This window comes from Anaeromyxobacter sp. K (assembly GCF_000020805.1).
GTDB lineage: Bacteria > Myxococcota > Myxococcia > Myxococcales > Anaeromyxobacteraceae > Anaeromyxobacter > Anaeromyxobacter dehalogenans.
In genome coordinates, this window is record NC_011145.1 from 3,340,296 (window position 1) to 3,356,487 (window position 16,192).

A 16,192-nucleotide genomic window follows, 5' to 3' on the forward strand; every position below is an offset into this window, starting at 1 on the left:
CGGAGCCCGCCCCGCCCGCCACGACTACTTGAACAGCGCCATGATCTTCGCGACGGCCGCGTCGAACACGCCCGAGGCGTTCTGCACCTCGAAGCCGAACGTCGCGGTGTGCTGGTCGAACGCGGCCAGGCGGCCGGCGTCGTCCTCGTTGATCAGCTCCGCACGGTGGCAGGAGCCGCAGGCGCGGGCGCCCGCGCCGGTGACCACGGACGGGACGCTGCCGATGTTGCGATCCCGGTTCTTGGGCGTCGCGGCGGCCGAGAGGACGCCCGGCAGCGACTTCGACTGATCCGGAACCTCGTACGTGCCCGCCTCGTGGCAGGACTCGCAGTTCAGGATGGTGAAGTTCGGGTAGGTCGACTCGACGTGGTGGCCGTAGCGCAGCTTGGCCACCGGGTTCGAGAAGTCGATGTTGAACAGGTCGAACGGCTGCATCGAGTGGATCGCGTGGACGTAGGAGTCGATCGACCGCGACTGCATCTCGAGGTGGTAGCCGCCGTCACGGGGCGTGTGGCAGATGCGGCAGGCGACGACGCCGGCGCTGCCGTAGTTCGGGTTGTGGAACGTGGTCCCGAGCGCCTCGTGGCACTTGTTGCACTTGTCGGCGCTGACGAGCTTCTTGCCGTACACGTCCGCGTCGGCGACCTGCGTGCCGTTGACGAGGTCCACAGTGGCCGTGGTGCCGGCGACCGCGATGGCCGGGTTGGTGGCGCTCACCGCCGCCGCCTGGTTGGCGCCGACCGTGGGCAGGAACGCGACCTCGGCCTGCTTCACCGCGCCCTGGGCGATCAGGTCGGACCAGAGCGTGAGGTCGGCGGTGGCGGTCCACTGCGTGACGCCGGCGGCCGCCGCGGCGGGCGCGAGCTTCAGGCGATCGCTGTTCGACGACTTGGTCGGATCACTGCGCTGGGTGGCGCCCTCGGTGTACTCGAGGTTGGCGGTGCCGTCCGCCTGCGAGTTGTGGCCGCTGACCAGCATGTCCTTCGTGCCGTAGCCGTACAGGCCGACCACGACGGTGGGCTTCACGATGGCGCCGGCGGCCGCGCCCACCACGCTGAACTTGACGGTCAGCGTGTTGGTGGTGCTGTCGAACGTCGCCGAGTCCACCTTCGAGGTGAAGGTGCTCGAGTACTTGGTGGTCGCGTTCGCGTAGATCTGCTGGTTGAAGCCGCCGTGCACCGCGGCGAACTCCGGCGCGATGCCGCCCTCGGCCTGCGGCTTGTGGCAGCCGTTGCAGGCGACGGTGGTCGTGTAGAGGTCGGTCGGGTGGTACGGCGCCGCCGGGACGACGTCCTTCAGCGCGGGGGCGCGCTTCGGGTCGCCGTTCACGCCGGTCACCGGGTGGCAGCTCTTGCAGGTCGCGAGCGTGAAGTTCGCGGCGGTGAGGACGCGGTCGAGCTTGCCGGCGTGGCAGGTCACGCAGTTCGCCATCGACTGCGGGTACGCGAACTCCATCGCGTGCGACATGTGCACGTCGTTCATCACGGTCTTCTTGTACGCGTACTTCGTCTTCTGGTCGGCCGTCGGGGTGCCGCCCTGCGCCGCGTACGCGGCCGGGTCGTCGGCGAGGAGCTGCCAGCCCTCGTGGCCACCGGCGGACTCGTCGGTGTGGCAGGCCTTGCAGGCCGCGAAGTCCGGCAGGCCGGCGACGGCCGCGGCGCGGTAGCCGTGCTTCAGGTACGGCGAACCGTGGCACTTCTCGCAGCCCGCGACGTTGGCCGAGGACGCGTAGGTGCTCGCGTCGCCGTACGCGATGCCCGTGTTCGACACGTCGGTGTACAGCTGCATGCCCTCGGTCGAGAGCGGCCCGTCGGCGACGTACGCATAGGCCTGGGCGTTCGACAGCTCGGGCTGGAAGGTGGCCGTCGCGTACGACGCGGTGTACACGCCGTTGCCCTGGCTCGTGATGTTCCCGTAGGAGAACGCGGTCACGAACTTGCGGGTCGCGCTGTCGTAGGTGGTCGCGTAGAAGCGCTTCTGGTCCAGGCCCGCGAGGCCGGCGTCCACGTACGGCGCACCGTTCTTGGTGACCGTGAACGTCATCGTCGACGTGTAGTTCGTGCCGCCCGCGTTGGCGACCGTCGAGACGCCGTTGATGACGACGCTCAGCTGGCTCGCGTCGGTGTACTGGTTGTAGATGCCCTGGTGCTGCGCCCCGGCGTTGCCGTGGCACACGGCGCACGACTCCGGCTTGGCGCTCGCCACCAGATCCTGGCCGTCCTGCCCGGGCTGGCCGGGCGCGCCCGGCTGACCGTCCTGACCGGCGGGACCCTGAGGGCCGGTCTTGCCGTCCTCGCCAGAGCACCCCGCAATCGCGAGCACGCCGGCGAAGAGCAGCGCGCCGGTCGTCCGCATCGTCCACTTGTGCATTGTGTTGAACCTCTCCACGTTGTCGGGCCTAGGCCCGTTTGGCTGACCTCGGCGCGGGACCCTACCAAAACGTCGCAGGAGTTCCCCGTGCGGCAGGGCGCGTGCGACAACATGCCCAGGTCTTTTATTGGCCTTTGCGCCATATGGCCCAATTCCGCTTGACCGGGATCATTGCGCGCGTGCCGAGATGTAGGTTCGACGGCCCCGCGCACGGGACCTGCCGCCGCCGCGCCGGCCCCGGGACGCCCGCCGCGCCGAGCCCGCGGCCGTGCGGCGCGCGGCCGGACGCCGCGCGGCATGTGGACCCACCGTGAACGTTCGGCGAACCCACGGTGAACGCCGGGTGGACCCACCGTGAACGTCCGGTGGACCCACCGTGCACCGGAGCGCGCGCCCTCAGAGCGCGTGAATCAATCCCCGGACCGAGCCAGGCGGTCGAGACGCGAGCAGCGCGAGGCGCGACGACCGAGCATGCCCCGAGGCATGTGAGGGAGGAGCAACGACGCGATGCGACGCGGATCGGCCGCCGCGGCGACGGGAGGGGATGGTTTCACGTGCTCTCAGGCCAGCCGCGCCCCGCGCTCGGCGAGGAGCTCGCGCAGCACCGACCGGTGGCAGCGCGCCTCGTCCTCGCAGTAGCAGCCGACGGCGAAGTCCGCGCCGTGCGAGAGCGCCGCGAGCAGGTCGAGCGTCCGTCGCGCCGCCGGCTCCGCCATCTCCGCGCGGAAGCGCCGCCGGAACGCCGCCCACTCGCGCTCGCTCCGCGCCGCCTGCGCGAGCTTCATGGTCGGGACGGTCGGCGCCAGGTTCGGGAACCAGACGTCGTACCAGTCGTCGGCGGCGAAGCGCGACGCGGGGACGCCCCGGGGCGGGCGGCGCACCGTGCCGATGCGAAGCCCCTCCCCGCGCGCGCGGGGGCTGCCGAGCCGGACGATGCGGATCGCCATGGCGCCAGCCTACCGGGACGCGCCGGCGCCGTGCAGCGACCGGAGAGGTCGCGTCGCGGTGCGCGGCGACTCAGGGCCCGAAGGCGCCGGCGGTCGCGGCGGCGCCCTCCGCGTCTCCGGGGTGGACCCCCAGGTACGTGAGCAGGCGCCACTGGTGGAGCGTGAGCCCGCGCACGGAGATCTGCGCGCCCGGCACCCACGCCAGCAGGCTCGCGAAGCGCGCCAGCGCCGCGTCGTCGCACTGCCGCACGGCGCCGAAGTCGACGCTGAGGCGCGCGAACGGACCGAGCACCTCGATCGTCTCCTGCAGCCGCCGCACGTCGTTCGCGCCGAACGTCCTGCCCACGCGGACGTCCAGCGCATCCCGGATCGCATCGATCTGCATGGTCTCCCCCCGGAGACGGTTCGATCCTGGATTACCACTGGGAGTGCAGGGCTCCTGCGCGGTCGATCGACGCGCGCCCGGAGCAAGGCGGCCGCCCGGGTGCGGCAGGCACGCCGCCGCCGCCGCTCGCGCGTTGTCCCCGCCGCCGCACTCCGGCGAGGGGCGAGGCCGCGGCGCGGGATTGCTGCCATGGCGCCGCGCGGTTGCAGGCGCGGCGTCCGGCGCGGGCGAGCGGTAAGCGAATGATGACGCGACTTGTCCCCATCGCCGACCGGCCGGTGGCCTCCGGCCGGCGAGGGGCGGCGCGTCCGCTAGTCGTGCCCGAAGGCGCAGTCGGCGCAGAGGACGACGACCTCCGGGCCCTCGTCGCGCCGCTCGACGCGCTGGACGGCGGTCTCGCGGTTCACGGCGCAGCCGCAGAAGTCGCAGCGGCCGTCGACGTCGTCGTGGAGCGGGTGCGGGCTGGAGGAGGATTCGGTGGTCGGCGATTGCATGGCGGGCTCTCCTGGCGTGGTCGTGCGGTGCGTCAAAACGTCCATGACGCGACCAGCCATGAGCCGCACCGTCCCCTTTGGGCCCATTTTGCGGTCCGATCCCTGCCTCGAGCCCCCCGACGTCGGCAGCATCGGCTCCGCGCGGGGCGCGATTGCGCACCGTCGGTGAAGGGCAAGCCGCGCGAGGCACGGCCGCCGCCGCCCAGCGCCGGCACGCTCGGTCGCACCACGAGGTCCATCCCCAAGCGCCCTTCCGCGAGTTCGGCCGGAGCGTGAAAAGTGGATCCCGAACCCCGACTCGGAGGAGGCGCCATGATGCGGATGGCAGGACTGTTGGTGCTCGGGTTGCTCGCCGCCGGCTGCGCGACGAACGGCTCCGTGAAGCAGCAGATCGACCCGCTCGCCGACCGGATCACCGCGGTGGAGCAGCAGCAGGCGGCGATGAACGCCAAGCTCGACGCGCAGACGGCCGAGCTCCAGGCGCTGCGCAAGGACGTGGCGGACTCCGCGGCCACCTCGGCGCGGGCGCAGGAGGCCGTCAAGGCGGCGCAGGATGCGGCGCAGCGGGCCGAGCTCGCCGCCCAGAAGTCCGCGAAGGCGTTCGAGCTGACGCAGGTGAAGGGCAAGATGTAGCGGCGCACGCCGGGGGCGCGGCGGCTGCCGGCCGCCGCGCCCCGTCACTCGGCGCTCACGTCCACGGGCATCCCGCTCCGCGCCGCGAGCGCTCGCTCGAGCTTCCGCGGATCCACCCGCTCCAGCACGCCGCGCTCCCGCAGCAGCCGCTCCGCCAGCTCGGCCGCGCCCGCCGCGGCCGCGTCGTCGCGGTGCACCTCGACCAGCACGCGTCCGTCCCGGACGCCCACCTTGACCGGCTCCCGCACGATCGCGACCGGGGTGCCGACGCGCACCGCGCGGTAGAGCAGCGGGATGTCCTCGGGGTAGAGCCGGATGCAGCCGTGCGACACGCGCCGCCCCACGCCGAACGGCCGGTGGGTGCCGTGGATGAGGAGGGTCGGCACGGAGAGCCGGAGCGCGTGGCTGCCGAGCGGGTTCTCGGGTCCCGGCGGCACCGCGGCGGGCAGCTCGGGATCCTCGCGCCGGATCGCGGGCGTCGGGTACCACGTCGGCGAGACCAGCTTCTGCTCCACGGTGAGCACGCCGAGCGGCGTCGCGCCCGCCTCCACCGCCACGCCGATCGGGAAGCTGAGCAGCGCCCCCGGCCCCGGCGGCAGGTAGTAGAGCCGCATCTCCGACAGGTTCACGACCACGGTCCCAACCTCGGCGGCGGCCGGGAGGATCCAGGCGGTCGGCACGATCGCGACGGCGCCCGGCGGCGGGACGAACGCGTCCAGGCGCGGGTTCGCGGCCGCGATCTCGCCGAACCCGAGGTCGTACCGGCGCGCGATCTCGATGAGCGACTCGCCCCGCTCGACGCGGTGGGCGCCGATGGCGCCGACCACCTCGCCGCCGTCCGGCCCGGCGGCGGGCGTCAGCGAGAGCAGCAGGACGAGGACCGGCGACCCCATGTCGGCACCCGCGTGCGGGCGGACTCCGCGGTCCCACCATCGCGCGAGCAACGCCTCGCCGCGACCGCCCTGGCGGACTGCGCCGGGAGGGTGCGCGCGGCCGCCCGCTGGCCGCTGCGCTCCGGCGCGCATAGGATGTCGGTTCGATGGGGAGGGGCGCGCGCTCCAGCGGAGACGGCCGGCGGCTCGCCGCGTGCGTGCTCGCGTTGCTGCCGGCGCTCGCGCCGGCCGGCGCGGGCGCGCTCGAGCCGTCCCCGTGCCCTCGCTCGCGCGACGCGGTCGTGGTGGTGACCGACCGCCGGGAGCTGTGGCTGTGCCGCGGCGGGACCCCGGCGGCGCAGTTCGCGGTGGCGCTCGGGCGCAGCGGCGTGGGCAAGCGCCGCCACGGCGACGGGCGCACGCCGCTCGGGACGTATCCGCTCGGCGACCCGCGCCCGTCCACGCAGTACGGCACGTTCATCCCCATCGCGTACCCGACCCCGGCGCAGGCCGCCCGCGGCTTCACCGGCGCGGCGGTCGGGATCCACGGGCCGCCGCGCGGGACCGAGGGGGCCGGGTACCCGGTCACCGAGGTGGACTGGACGCAGGGCTGCATCGCGACCGGCACCGACGAGGACGTGGACGCCATCGCCGCGTTCGTGCGCGCGCGGCGGCCGCGGCTCGTCATCCGCTGAGCGGGCGGGGCGCCCTCCCCGGCGCGGCTTCACGCTTCTTCACGAGCCGCACAGGCTCCGGACACCTCCGCCCCGCATCCTCCCACCGTGCCCGCCCGCGGTGGGCGGGGCCGGAAGCTCACGGTGAGCTTGTCGAACGGGAGACGAGGACATGAAGCGGATCATCGGCGCCATCGCGGCGCTCGGAGTGCTGGCGGTGGGGTTCGTGGCGCTCACCGGGTTCCACGGCGGATGCGGCTGGCGCGGGCACGGGCACGACCCGGCGCGGATGGCGGCGTTCGTGACGGATCGGGTGGACGACCTGCTCGACGACGTGGACGCGACCCCGGAGCAGCGCACCCGCATCCACGCGGTGAAGGACCGCATGCTGGCGGCGGCGGGCGAGGTGCGCGCCGGGCAGGCCGAGGCCCACCAGGCGCTGCTCGCGGAGTGGAAGGCCGACGCGCCGGACCGTGCCCGGCTGCACGCGCTGGTGGACGCCCGCGCGGAGGCGTTCCGGAAGGTCGCGCACGAGGCGGTGGACGCGGGCGTCGACGTCCACGACGCGCTCACCCCGGCGCAGCGCGAGAAGCTCACGCGCAAGATCGAGCGCCTGCATCGCTAGCCCGTGCCCCGGAGCGGACCCGCGGTGACGGCGCGAGCCCCACGCTATGATGCCGAGATGACCGCCGCCACCCCGCTCCTGGCGCTGCTCGTCGAGGACGACCTCCGCCTGGCCGCGTTCACCCGCGAGTATCTCGAGGGGCACGGCGTGGCGGTGGTCCACGCGAGCGACGGGCGCCGCGGCCTCGACGAGGCGCTCGGGGGCCGCTTCGACGTGGTGCTGCTCGACCTCATGCTGCCGGGCAAGGACGGCCTGGAGGTCTGCCGCGAGCTCCGGTCGCGCTCCGACGTCCCCGTCATCGTCCTCACCGCGCGCGGCGAGGAGGCGGACCGCGTGATGGGCCTCGAGCTCGGCGCCGACGACTACCTGGCGAAGCCGTTCTCGCCGCGCGAGCTGCTCGCCCGGATCCGCGCCGTGGTCCGGCGCGCCACCGGACGCGCCGGGCCGCCGCGCGAGGTGGTGCGCGTCGGCGGGCTGGTGGTGGACCCGGCGGCGCGCCGGGTGACGCTGGACGGGCGCGAGGTGGCGCTCACCGGGTACGAGTTCGCGCTGCTGCACGCGCTGGCGCGCCGCGCGGGCCGGGTGCTCGCCCGGGAGCAGCTCATGGAGCTGGCCGGCGGCAGCGCGGAGGAGGCGTTCGACCGCTCGGTGGACGTGCACGTCTCGCGGCTGCGGCAGAAGCTCGGCGACGATCCCCGGCGGCCCCGCCTCATCAAGACGGTCCGCGGCGCCGGGTACCTGCTCGCCGGGGAACCGGGATGAGCCGCCGCGCCCACGGGCCGCTGTTCTGGCGCGTCTACCTGCACGGCGTGCTCCTGCTGCTGGTGGTGGCGATCGCGGTCGGCGTTGTGGGCTTCGCGCTGCGCCGCGGGAGCGGCTGGTGGTCGGAGCGCGGGGCCGGCCGCTACGCCGCGGAGCGCGTGGGCGAGCTGGTCGGGGATCCGCCGCGCCTCTCCGCGGAGCTCGCGCGCGTGCGCGAGGCGTTCGGGGTCGAGGCGTCGGTGTACGGGCCCGGCGGCGGGCTCGTCGCCACGAGCGCGCGCGACCCCGCCGCCGCGGCGCGCCCCGACGCGCGGCGGCGCGGGTGGACGGTGCCGCTCCGGGACGGCGGGACGCTGGTGGTCCACTCCCGGCCGCACGATCCGGCGCGCGGGCTGCTGTTCATCGGGGCGGTCCTGGCGGCGCTCGCGGTCGCCTCCTACCCGCTCACCCGCGCGATCGTCGCGCCGGTGGAGCGGCTCACCGCGACCGCCCGCGCGCTCGGCGCCGGCGACCTCGCCGCGCGAGCCAACGTCCGCGCGCACGGGGAGCTGGGCGAGCTGGGCCGCTCGTTCGACGAGATGGCCGCGCGGCTCGAGGCGCTGGTGCGCGGCGAGCGCGAGCTGCTCGCGAACGTCTCGCACGAGCTGCGCACGCCGCTGGCGCGGATCCGGGTCGCGCTGGAGCTGGCCGCCGAGGGCGACGCCGCGCGCGCCCGCCGCTACCTCGGCGAGATCGGGCAGGACCTCGCGGAGCTGGACGCGCTGGTGCAGGACGTGCTCGACGCCGCGCGCCTGGAGGCCCGGGGCGCGGCGGCGCTCCGGCTCGACGCCGGGCCGCTGGAGCTCGCGGACGTGGCGCGCGCGGCGGCCTCGCGCTTCCGCGGCGGGCACGAGGGGCGCGCCCTCGAGCTGGAGGTGGGGCCCGGGCCGGCCCGGGTCCACGGCGACGCGGCGCTCCTCCGGCGCATGCTCGACAACCTGCTCGACAACGCAGCGAAGTACTCGGAGGCTCCGTCGCCGGTCCGGCTCTCGGTCCGGGCCGAGCCCGGCGCGGCGATCCTGGAGGTGTCCGACCGCGGGATCGGCATCGCCGCGGAGGACCTGCCGCGCCTGTTCACGCCGTTCTTCCGCACCGACCGGAGCCGCGAGCGCGGCACCGGCGGCACCGGCCTCGGCCTGGTGCTGGCACGGCGGGTCGCGGAGGCGCACGGCGGGTCCATCTCGGTCGAGAGCGCGCCGGGGCAAGGCTCCACGTTCCGCGTGCGGATCCCGTCGGCCCCGGCCTGACCACGGGCGCTCCGCGGCGCGGTGCACCGCCGCGCGCGCCTGCCGCACGCGATCGGTGCAGCACGGCGATCCGCCCTCGGCGCCACCCCTTGGATGTGCCCATGCGCGACCTCCGGCGCCCGCGCGGCGCGCGCCCTTCGTTCCGGACGATCCCATCGGCCCGTGCTCCGGTCGCGGCGGCCTGTAGCGCTCACCTCGCCGGCGCGCCGCCCGCGGTCACGTCGCGCGCGCCGGGCGTTCCAGACACGGGGGCTCGGAGTCCGCTGGAGGACGCGGAGCATGGGCCGGATCGGCAAGCTGCTGCTCGGAATCGTGAACCTGGGGCCCATCGGCTTCATGGCCGTGGCGGTCTACCGCCACGGCGACCTGCCTGCCTGGGCGGTGGCCGCGCAGGTCGCGGTGGTCGCCGTGCTGCTGGGGATCTACCTGCGCCACCTCGCCGGGAACGACCAGCTCACCCGCGGCCTGCGCCGCGGCTGGGCGCTGGTGCTCCTCACCGGGAACTGGGCGGTGTTCCCGGTCTACTGGCACCAGTTCGTCTGGCAGGAGCCGCGGGAGCGCTGAGGCGGGGCACGTCACGGCGCCCGCCCCTTCCGAGCGCGGAGGTCGCGTTGCGCCGCCGGGACGACGCGGGTAGATGCCCGCAATGGACCCGGTCCCATGCTACGCCGCGAACGTCCGGCGCGCCGCGCTCGCGCTGACCTCGCTCTACGACGCGGCGCTCGCGCCGCACGGACTCAAGGTCACGCAGTACTCGCTCCTTCACGCGGTGAAGCGGCACGGGCGGCCGAACCTCACCGCGCTGGCCGCTGCGACCGGGCTCGACCGCAGCACGCTCGGGCGCAACCTGCGGGTGCTGGAGGGCATGGGGCTCGTCGCGCTCGGGCCCGGCGAGGACCAGCGGGATCGCGTCGCCGCCCTCACCGAGGAGGGCCGCGCGCGGCTCCGGGCGGCAGCGCCGGCCTGGGCCGCGGCGCAGCGGGCGGTGGAGCGCGTGCTCGGGGCGAACGCCGAGCAGCTCACCGAGCTCGCCCGCCGCCTCGCCGCGCTCCCGGGCGACTCGGAGGCGGCGTGAGCCGCGCCGGGCCCCAGGGCTGGCGCGGGCCGGCCGTGGTGCTGGCCGCCGGCGCGCTCACGCTGACCGTGTCGCTCGGGATCCGCCACGCGTTCGGGCTGTTCCTCGAGCCCATGAGCCGGGACAACGGCTGGACGCGCGAGGTGTTCGCGTTCGCCATCGCGCTGCAGAACCTGGTGTGGGGCGCCGCCCAGCCCTTCGCCGGCCGGCTCGCGGATCGCCGCGGCGCGGCGCGGGCGGTGCTGGGCGGCAGCGTCCTGTACGTCGCGGGCCTGCTGCTGATGGCGACCGCGCACGGCGCGTCCGCCCTGGCGCTCTCGGCCGGCGTGCTGGTGGGCCTGGGCCTGTCGGGCACCTCCTACCCCATCGTCTTCGGCGCCATCTCGCGGTGCACCGCGCCGGAGCGGCGCAGCCTCGCCACCGGCATCGCCATGGCGGTGGGCTCGCTCGGCCAGTTCGCGATGCTGCCCGGCGCGCTCGCGGCCATCGACGCGATCGGCTGGGCGGGGGCGCTGGTGGCGCTGGCCGCGCTCGGCGCCACCATGGCCCCGCTCTCGGCGGCCCTGCGCGAGCGCCCCTCGACGGCCGGCGTGGCCACGGGCGGCGGCGCGCGCGAGGCGCTGGCGGAGGCGCTCCGCCACCCCGGGTTCTGGCTGCTCTCCTTCGGCTTCTTCGTGTGCGGGTTCCACGTGGTCTTCATCGCCACCCACCTGCCCGCGTTCCTCGCGGACCGGGGGCTCGGGCCGCGGGCGGGCGCCGCGGTGCTCGCGCTGGTGGGCCTGTTCAACATCGGCGGCTCCTACTGCGCCGGGCTGCTCGGCGGGCGCACGAGCAAGCCCGGGCTGCTGGTGGGCCTCTACCTGCTCCGCGCCGCGGTCATCGCGGCGTTCGTCCTCGCGCCGGTGACCGAGGGCTCGGCCTATGCGTTCGGCGCGGCCATGGGGTTCCTGTGGCTCTCGACGGTGCCGCTCACCAACGGCACCATCGCGACGCTCTTCGGGACCCGGCACCTGGCCATGCTGGGGGGAGTGGCCTTCTTCTTCCACCAGGTCGGCGCGTTCCTGGGCGGCTGGCTGGGCGGGCGGCTCTACGTCGCGACGGGCAGCTACGAGCTGGTGTGGTGGATCTCGATCGCGCTCGCGCTGCTGGCGGCGCTGGTGAACGTGCCGGTCCGCGAGGCGCCGGTGGCGCGCGCGGCGGCGGCGCCGGAGCCGGCCGCGTGACGCGCACCGTGCTCCGGGCCGCGCTCGTCTCGCTCGCGGCGCTGATCGCGCTGTGGGCCTTCGTCTCGTACCTGCAGCCGGCGTTCTCCGGGGAGCGGATGGCCGCGCTGCTCCGCTGCAACTGACGCCGGGGCGCTGTCTGCGCGGGATCGCGGCCGCTGGCCACGATCCCGACACCGCGCGGGGCGGCGCGCCGGATCTGGCGCGATTCCGCGTCCTCCCGGCGGCGCGCCCCGGTGGCACGGCCGATGCTCCCCTCCCCGGTGCGCGCCCACGCGCGCCGGGTGAAGCGCATGCCGAACGGAGCGGGACGACCAGGGGACGAGGCGCCGATCGAGGCCGTCGCCGCCGATCGAGGCGCCTCGGCGGAGCTGGTCGCGCAGGCGCTCGCGAGGCCCGGCAGCGACGAGCCGACCACGGTTGCCCTTCGCCTCTGGTGCCTGCTCCCGCCGCACCGATGCGGTCGGCCGGAGGCCGCGGCGATGGAGGCGGTCGCGCGCGACCTCCGGCGCATCGCGGCGGCGATCGGCCCCGGCGTCGATCCCCCGGTGCACACGGTGGTGGGCGAGTTCCTCCCGGCGGAGTACCCGGCCCGGCGGGCGCCCGGCCGCTGCGAGGTCTCGCTCGCGGTCGTGCTGCGCGCGGCGGGCCGCGTCCCGGCCCTCGCCGCGCGGGTCCGGGCGCGGCTGGCGGCGCTGGGCGTGCCCGAGCGGCGCTGAGCCGGCGGTTGCGCGGCGGCTGAAACGCGAATACGGTATTCGCGTTTCACCACCCTGCCCCAGGAGCCCGTCCTTGGCCGGCGATCCGACCTCCCCTCCCCCCGCGACGACCGATCCCTTCGCCGCGCTCGACGCCACCGCCCAGGCCGCGCTGGTGCGCGAGGGCGACGCCACGCCGCAGGAGCTGGTGGACGCGGCGCTCGCCCGCCTCGACCGCCTCGGCGACCTCAACGTCGCCGCCTCGGTCGATCCGGAGCGCGCCCGGCGGGCCGCCCGCGAGGTCCGCCGCGGCGCGCCGCTCGCCGGCGTGCCGTTCCTGCTGAAGGACCTGCTCCCCTACCCCGGCCTGCCGCTCGGCTGCGGCTCGCGCCTGCTGGCCGGCCAGGCGTCGCCGCCGGCGCCGGACCTGGCGCGCGCGTTCGACGAGGCGGGGCTGGTCGTGCTGGGCAAGAGCACCACCTCCGAGCTCGGCCTGCTCGGCACCACCGAGACGCTGGCGTGCGGCGCCACCCTCAACCCCTGGGATCCGGCGCGCTCGCCGGCGGGGTCGTCCGGCGGCTCGGCCGCCGCGGTGGCGGCGGGCATCGTCCCGGTGGCGCACGCGTCCGACGGCGGCGGCTCGATCCGCATCCCGGCCTCGGTGTGCGGCGTGGTGGGGCTGAAGCCCAGCCGCGGGCGGCAGCGCGACGTCGGCATGCCGCTCGACACGCCGCTCGCCGCGCTCGTCGTGGATCACTGCGTGAGCCGCTCCGTCCGGGACAGCGCGGCGCTGCTCGGGCTGACGCAGCGGCGCGACGCCACCGCGCCGTGGCCCCCGCTCGGCCCCGAGGCGCTCTCTCCCTCGGCGCGCCCGCGGCGGCTCCGGATCGGCGTGTACGCGCGGACCGCCTTCGACCGCGCGCCCGACCCCGAGATCCGCGCCGGGCTGGAGGCGGCGCGCCGGCTGTGCGAGGGGCTCGGCCACGAGACGGTCGAGATCGCCGGGCCACGCTTCGACGCGGCCGCCACCCGCGACGCGATCTTCCTCCTGTTCGGCGCCGCGCTCGGCCCGCTGGTGGCGCAGGTCCGGGGCGCCGCGGGGGAGGCCGCGCTCCCCGGCCTGCTCGAGCCGTTCACGCTCGAGCTGGTGGAGCGCGCCGAGGCCGCCGGGCCGGCGGCGCTCGCGGCGGCGCGGGGCGCGCTCGACGTCGCCGCGCGCGAGGGCCTGGCCTTCCTCGACGGGCTCGACGCCGCGCTCAGCCCCACCACCGCCGTGCTCCCGTTCCCGCTCGGCACGCTCTCGCCGCGCCACCCCGCCGATCGGAACCTCGCCTTCACCGAGGACCTCGCCGGCTACACGGCCATCCACTCGATCACCGGCGCGCCCGCGATGTCCGTCCCCCTGCACTGGACCGCGGGCGGCCTGCCGGTGGGGATGCAGCTCGCGGCGCGCCCCGGGGACGAGGCCCTGCTGCTGCAGCTCGCCTATGGGCTGGAGGCGGCGGCGCCCTGGAAGGATCGGTGGCCGCCGCGCTCCGCCGTGGCGGTCGCCGCCGGGGAGGGCCCGTGGCGCAGCGCCTGAAGGAGGACGTGCGCGCGCGCCTGGTGGACGCGGCGCTGTCCGAGTTCGTCCGGCGGGGCTGGCGCGGGGCGCGGCTGGTGGACATCGCCGTCGCGGCGGGCGCGTCCATCGGGAACGTGTACCGGTACTTCCCGGACAAGGAGGCGCTGCTCCGGGCCGCGGTGCCGCCGGAGCTCGGCACCGAGCTGGTGCGGCTGCTCCGGGCCCGGGTGCGCGCCCTCGGGGCCATGGGCGACTGGCGCCTGGGCGACGCGGCCGGCTCGGACCGCGCGGCCGCCCTGCTCGCGTTCTGGATCGCGCACCGGCGCGAGGTGGTGGTGCTGCTGGGGCGGGCGGAGGGCTCGCCGGTCGCCCACGTCCGCCCGCTGGTCGCCGGCGAGCTGACGCGCGCCGCGGCGCGCTACCTGCGCGACCACTCGGAGCGGCCGGTGCCGCGCGAGGTCCGCTTCGTGCTGGAGCGGATCTTCGAGGGCACGCTGGGGATGATCGTGGACGTGCTGGCCGCGCACGAGACGCCGGAGGAGATCTCGGCGGCGTTCGGCGCGTTCTGGCGGTATCAGCTCGCCGGGCTGCAGGCGCTGCTCGCGCCACCGCGCCCGGTGCGCGGCGCCGGCGGGCGCGCGCGACGCTAGGCCGCGACCGCCTGGCCGCGGGCGACCGGCTCGCAGGCGAGGGCCGCGCCGCAGCCGGCGGGCTCGAGCGGCTCGACCACGGGCGGGCTGCGGCGCTCGGCGGGGGCGGGAGTCGCCACCGGCCCGCGGCACTCGAGGCGGACGATCCGGCCCTCGTCGTCGTGGTGGACGACGCACACGGCGGCGCGGCGGCCGGCCTGGAGCGAGGACTCGGGCAGCGCGAAGTGGCGCGCGTAGTCGCGGAGCGAGAGCGCCTCGTCGTCGGCCAGGGCCTTGCGAGCCGGCAGGCCCTTCCACACCAGCAGCGTGCCGGAGGTCCCCACCAGCGCCATCACGGAGCCGGGGAGGTCCGCGGCCGTCCCGTTCGCCACCAGCTTCACCAGCACCGGCGAGGAGCGCATCCCGAGCTCGGCGACGGCGCGAAGGATGGGGACCCACAGCCAGAGCCAGGCGCCCCACATGACGGCGGTGGAGGCGTCGGAGAGCAGCCGCTGGTACCAGGCCAGCCGGTGACGCGCGTTGATGATGAGTGATCCGCTCATGTCCATCCTTCGCCTTCGCTGCGGCGCGCCACCTGCTCCGCCTGCCGTCTCCATCCGCCGGGCCGGCCGCTGCGCCGGCCCGGGGGCCGCAAGGGGACGTGGCGGCACCCCGGTCTATTCAAGGGCGGAACCCTCGGTCCGGGCTGACCCAGCGCGCCCGCGAGCCGCGGCGCCGCGCCACGACCTTCGGGTAGGCGACCACCGTGGCCGCGCAATTTATCACCCAGAATACGAAGGGATACCAGATCATCCAGAAGAGGTTGCGGAACAGCCCGCGGTCGTACCGGCTGTCGAGCCAGGTGCTGAACGCGAACTGGGCCAGGCAGGCGGCGCCCAGGATCACGCCGCTCCCCTGCAACCCCATGGGTGATCCGACCGCCGGGAGGACGCCCCCCGGCAGCGCCAGGCCGACCAGCCAGGTCGCCGTGACCAGCACCATGGCGTACGACCAGGCCACGCTGACCACCATCTCGACGAGCAGCGGCCACAGCGACCGCTGCGCCGGCTCGAGCGCCGCGTCGATGTTCTTGAGGAGCACCTGGGCGCCGCCCATGGCCCAGCGCAGCCGCTGCTTCCACAGGCCGCGCAGCGTCTCGGGCATGAGGATCCAGGTGAGCGCCCGCGGCTCGAACCGGACGTCCCACCCGGCGCGCTGCAGCTTCCAGGTGATGTCGATGTCCTCGGTCAACATGTCGGCGCTCCAGTAGCCCACCTGGTGCACCGCCGACTTGCGGAACGCGGTGATCACGCCGCTGACCGTGAAGATCCGGCCGAACACCCGCTGCGCCCGCTTGATGATGCCGACGATGGACGAGAACTCGCCGACCTGCACGCGCCCGAGCAGCGTGGAGCGGTTGCGGATCCGCGGGTTGCCGGTCACCGCCGCGACGTCGGGGGACTCGACGAAGTGGCGGACCAGCCAGTGCGCCGCCTTCGGGTCGAGCAGGGCGTCGCCGTCGATGCAGACGAGGATCTCGTGCCGCGCCAGCAGCGCGCCGGCCTGCAGCCCCATCGCCTTGCCCTGGTTCTCCGCCAGGTGCACCACCCGCAGGCGCGGGTCGCGCGCCGCCAGCCGCTCCAGCACCGCCCCGGTGTCGTCGCTGCTGCCGTCGTTGATCGCGACCACCTCGAACTCCGGGTAGTCGAGCGCGAGCGCGTGGCTCACCGTCTCCTCGGCGTTCTCCCCCTCGTTGTACGAGGGGATGAGGACGGTCACCGGCGGCCAGTGCGGGAGCGGCGGGGGCCGGTCGAGGGTGCGCTCCGCCCGCTCGAAGCGCCAGTAGAACAGCGCCGCGCCGGTCATCCAGAGGAAGGACATGAACAGCGGGTAATAGAACACGAAGGCCAGCAGGCCCTGCCACGCGCTGTCGAGGGTGGCGGTCACGCGGCGGC

General features: G+C 75.5%; 19 protein-coding genes. 12 read left to right on the top strand and 7 right to left on the bottom strand.

Features of this window, described 5'->3' with window-relative positions:
- Positions 1–24: 24 nt before the first annotated feature.
- The 4 genes from ANAEK_RS15055 to ANAEK_RS15070 all read right to left on the bottom strand — a co-directional run bounded on the left by ANAEK_RS15055 (position 25) and on the right by ANAEK_RS15070 (position 4,196).
- Entirely contained in the window at positions 25–2,370 is a 2,346-nt protein-coding gene (locus tag ANAEK_RS15055) for a collagen-like protein (RefSeq protein ID WP_012526989.1), read from the bottom strand.
- Positions 2,371–2,930: 560 nt separating this feature from the next.
- Positions 2,931–3,317: a DUF488 domain-containing protein gene (locus ANAEK_RS15060; RefSeq protein WP_012526990.1), complete on the bottom strand. Its 387-nt coding sequence runs from the start codon at positions 3,315–3,317 to the stop codon at positions 2,931–2,933.
- A 70-nt stretch (positions 3,318–3,387) separates the two neighbouring features.
- Complete coding sequence (locus tag ANAEK_RS15065; protein ID WP_012526991.1) at positions 3,388–3,702, bottom strand: hypothetical protein; 315 nt, start codon at positions 3,700–3,702, stop codon at positions 3,388–3,390.
- A 311-nt stretch (positions 3,703–4,013) separates the two neighbouring features.
- Positions 4,014–4,196 carry a hypothetical protein gene (locus tag ANAEK_RS15070; protein WP_012526992.1) on the bottom strand — a complete coding sequence of 61 codons (183 nt, stop codon included), beginning with the start codon at positions 4,194–4,196 and terminating at the stop codon, positions 4,014–4,016.
- Positions 4,197–4,517: 321 nt separating this feature from the next.
- On the opposite strand from ANAEK_RS15070, the gene ANAEK_RS15075 reads away from it, so the two are divergent.
- Positions 4,518–4,829 carry a hypothetical protein gene (locus ANAEK_RS15075; protein WP_232288230.1) on the top strand — a complete coding sequence of 104 codons (312 nt, stop codon included), beginning with the start codon at positions 4,518–4,520 and terminating at the stop codon, positions 4,827–4,829.
- Between the two features lie 44 nt (positions 4,830–4,873).
- Here the strand turns inward: ANAEK_RS15075 and ANAEK_RS15080 are convergent, their stop codons facing one another.
- A complete protein-coding gene (locus tag ANAEK_RS15080; RefSeq protein ID WP_012526994.1) occupies positions 4,874–5,722 on the bottom strand; it encodes a L,D-transpeptidase family protein in 849 nt (282 codons plus the stop codon).
- 146 nt (positions 5,723–5,868) lie between these two features.
- Between ANAEK_RS15080 and ANAEK_RS15085 the strand changes: the two genes are divergently transcribed.
- The 11 genes from ANAEK_RS15085 to ANAEK_RS15130 all read left to right on the top strand — a co-directional run bounded on the left by ANAEK_RS15085 (position 5,869) and on the right by ANAEK_RS15130 (position 14,258).
- Positions 5,869–6,396, top strand: a complete 528-nt coding sequence (locus ANAEK_RS15085; RefSeq protein WP_012526995.1) for a murein L,D-transpeptidase family protein — start codon at positions 5,869–5,871, stop codon at positions 6,394–6,396.
- Between the two features lie 151 nt (positions 6,397–6,547).
- Positions 6,548–7,000 carry a Spy/CpxP family protein refolding chaperone gene (locus ANAEK_RS15090; protein WP_012526996.1) on the top strand — a complete coding sequence of 151 codons (453 nt, stop codon included), beginning with the start codon at positions 6,548–6,550 and terminating at the stop codon, positions 6,998–7,000.
- A gap of 57 nt (positions 7,001–7,057) precedes the next feature.
- On the top strand, positions 7,058–7,762 hold the full coding sequence (locus ANAEK_RS15095; protein ID WP_012526997.1) for a response regulator transcription factor: 705 nt from the start codon (positions 7,058–7,060) through the stop codon (positions 7,760–7,762).
- The gene (locus ANAEK_RS15100; RefSeq protein WP_012526998.1) at positions 7,759–9,048 is read left to right on the top strand and encodes a HAMP domain-containing sensor histidine kinase; all 1,290 of its coding nucleotides are present in this window, start codon (positions 7,759–7,761) and stop codon (positions 9,046–9,048) included. The genes ANAEK_RS15095 and ANAEK_RS15100 overlap by 4 nt, the downstream gene beginning before the upstream one ends.
- A gap of 279 nt (positions 9,049–9,327) precedes the next feature.
- Positions 9,328–9,612 (top strand): hypothetical protein, encoded by a 285-nt coding sequence (locus ANAEK_RS15105; protein WP_012526999.1) that lies wholly within the window; start codon positions 9,328–9,330, stop codon positions 9,610–9,612.
- Positions 9,613–9,694: 82 nt separating this feature from the next.
- Complete coding sequence (locus ANAEK_RS15110) at positions 9,695–10,123, top strand: MarR family winged helix-turn-helix transcriptional regulator (protein WP_012527000.1); 429 nt, start codon at positions 9,695–9,697, stop codon at positions 10,121–10,123.
- Complete coding sequence (locus ANAEK_RS15115) at positions 10,120–11,346, top strand: MFS transporter (protein WP_012527001.1); 1,227 nt, start codon at positions 10,120–10,122, stop codon at positions 11,344–11,346. Before ANAEK_RS15110 ends, ANAEK_RS15115 begins: the two co-directional genes overlap by 4 nt.
- Positions 11,343–11,471 (top strand): hypothetical protein, encoded by a 129-nt coding sequence (locus ANAEK_RS23540; RefSeq protein ID WP_012527002.1) that lies wholly within the window; start codon positions 11,343–11,345, stop codon positions 11,469–11,471. The genes ANAEK_RS15115 and ANAEK_RS23540 overlap by 4 nt, the downstream gene beginning before the upstream one ends.
- A 123-nt stretch (positions 11,472–11,594) precedes the next feature.
- Positions 11,595–12,065: a hypothetical protein gene (locus tag ANAEK_RS15120; RefSeq protein WP_157376701.1), complete on the top strand. Its 471-nt coding sequence runs from the start codon at positions 11,595–11,597 to the stop codon at positions 12,063–12,065.
- Positions 12,066–12,138: 73 nt separating this feature from the next.
- Positions 12,139–13,626, top strand: a complete 1,488-nt coding sequence (locus ANAEK_RS15125; protein WP_012527004.1) for an amidase — start codon at positions 12,139–12,141, stop codon at positions 13,624–13,626.
- Positions 13,611–14,258, top strand: coding sequence for a TetR/AcrR family transcriptional regulator (locus tag ANAEK_RS15130; protein ID WP_012527005.1), 648 nt, complete (start codon positions 13,611–13,613; stop codon positions 14,256–14,258). The genes ANAEK_RS15125 and ANAEK_RS15130 overlap by 16 nt, the downstream gene beginning before the upstream one ends.
- On the opposite strand, the gene pgaD is transcribed toward ANAEK_RS15130, so the two are convergent.
- Both pgaD and pgaC read right to left on the bottom strand, forming a co-directional pair.
- On the bottom strand, positions 14,255–14,800 hold the full coding sequence (pgaD, locus tag ANAEK_RS15135; RefSeq protein WP_012527006.1) for a poly-beta-1,6-N-acetyl-D-glucosamine biosynthesis protein PgaD: 546 nt from the start codon (positions 14,798–14,800) through the stop codon (positions 14,255–14,257). The genes ANAEK_RS15130 and pgaD overlap by 4 nt on opposite strands.
- A 118-nt stretch (positions 14,801–14,918) precedes the next feature.
- Positions 14,919–16,184, bottom strand: coding sequence for a poly-beta-1,6-N-acetyl-D-glucosamine synthase (gene pgaC, locus ANAEK_RS15140; protein WP_012527007.1), 1,266 nt, complete (start codon positions 16,182–16,184; stop codon positions 14,919–14,921).
- Positions 16,185–16,192: the final 8 nt, after the last annotated feature.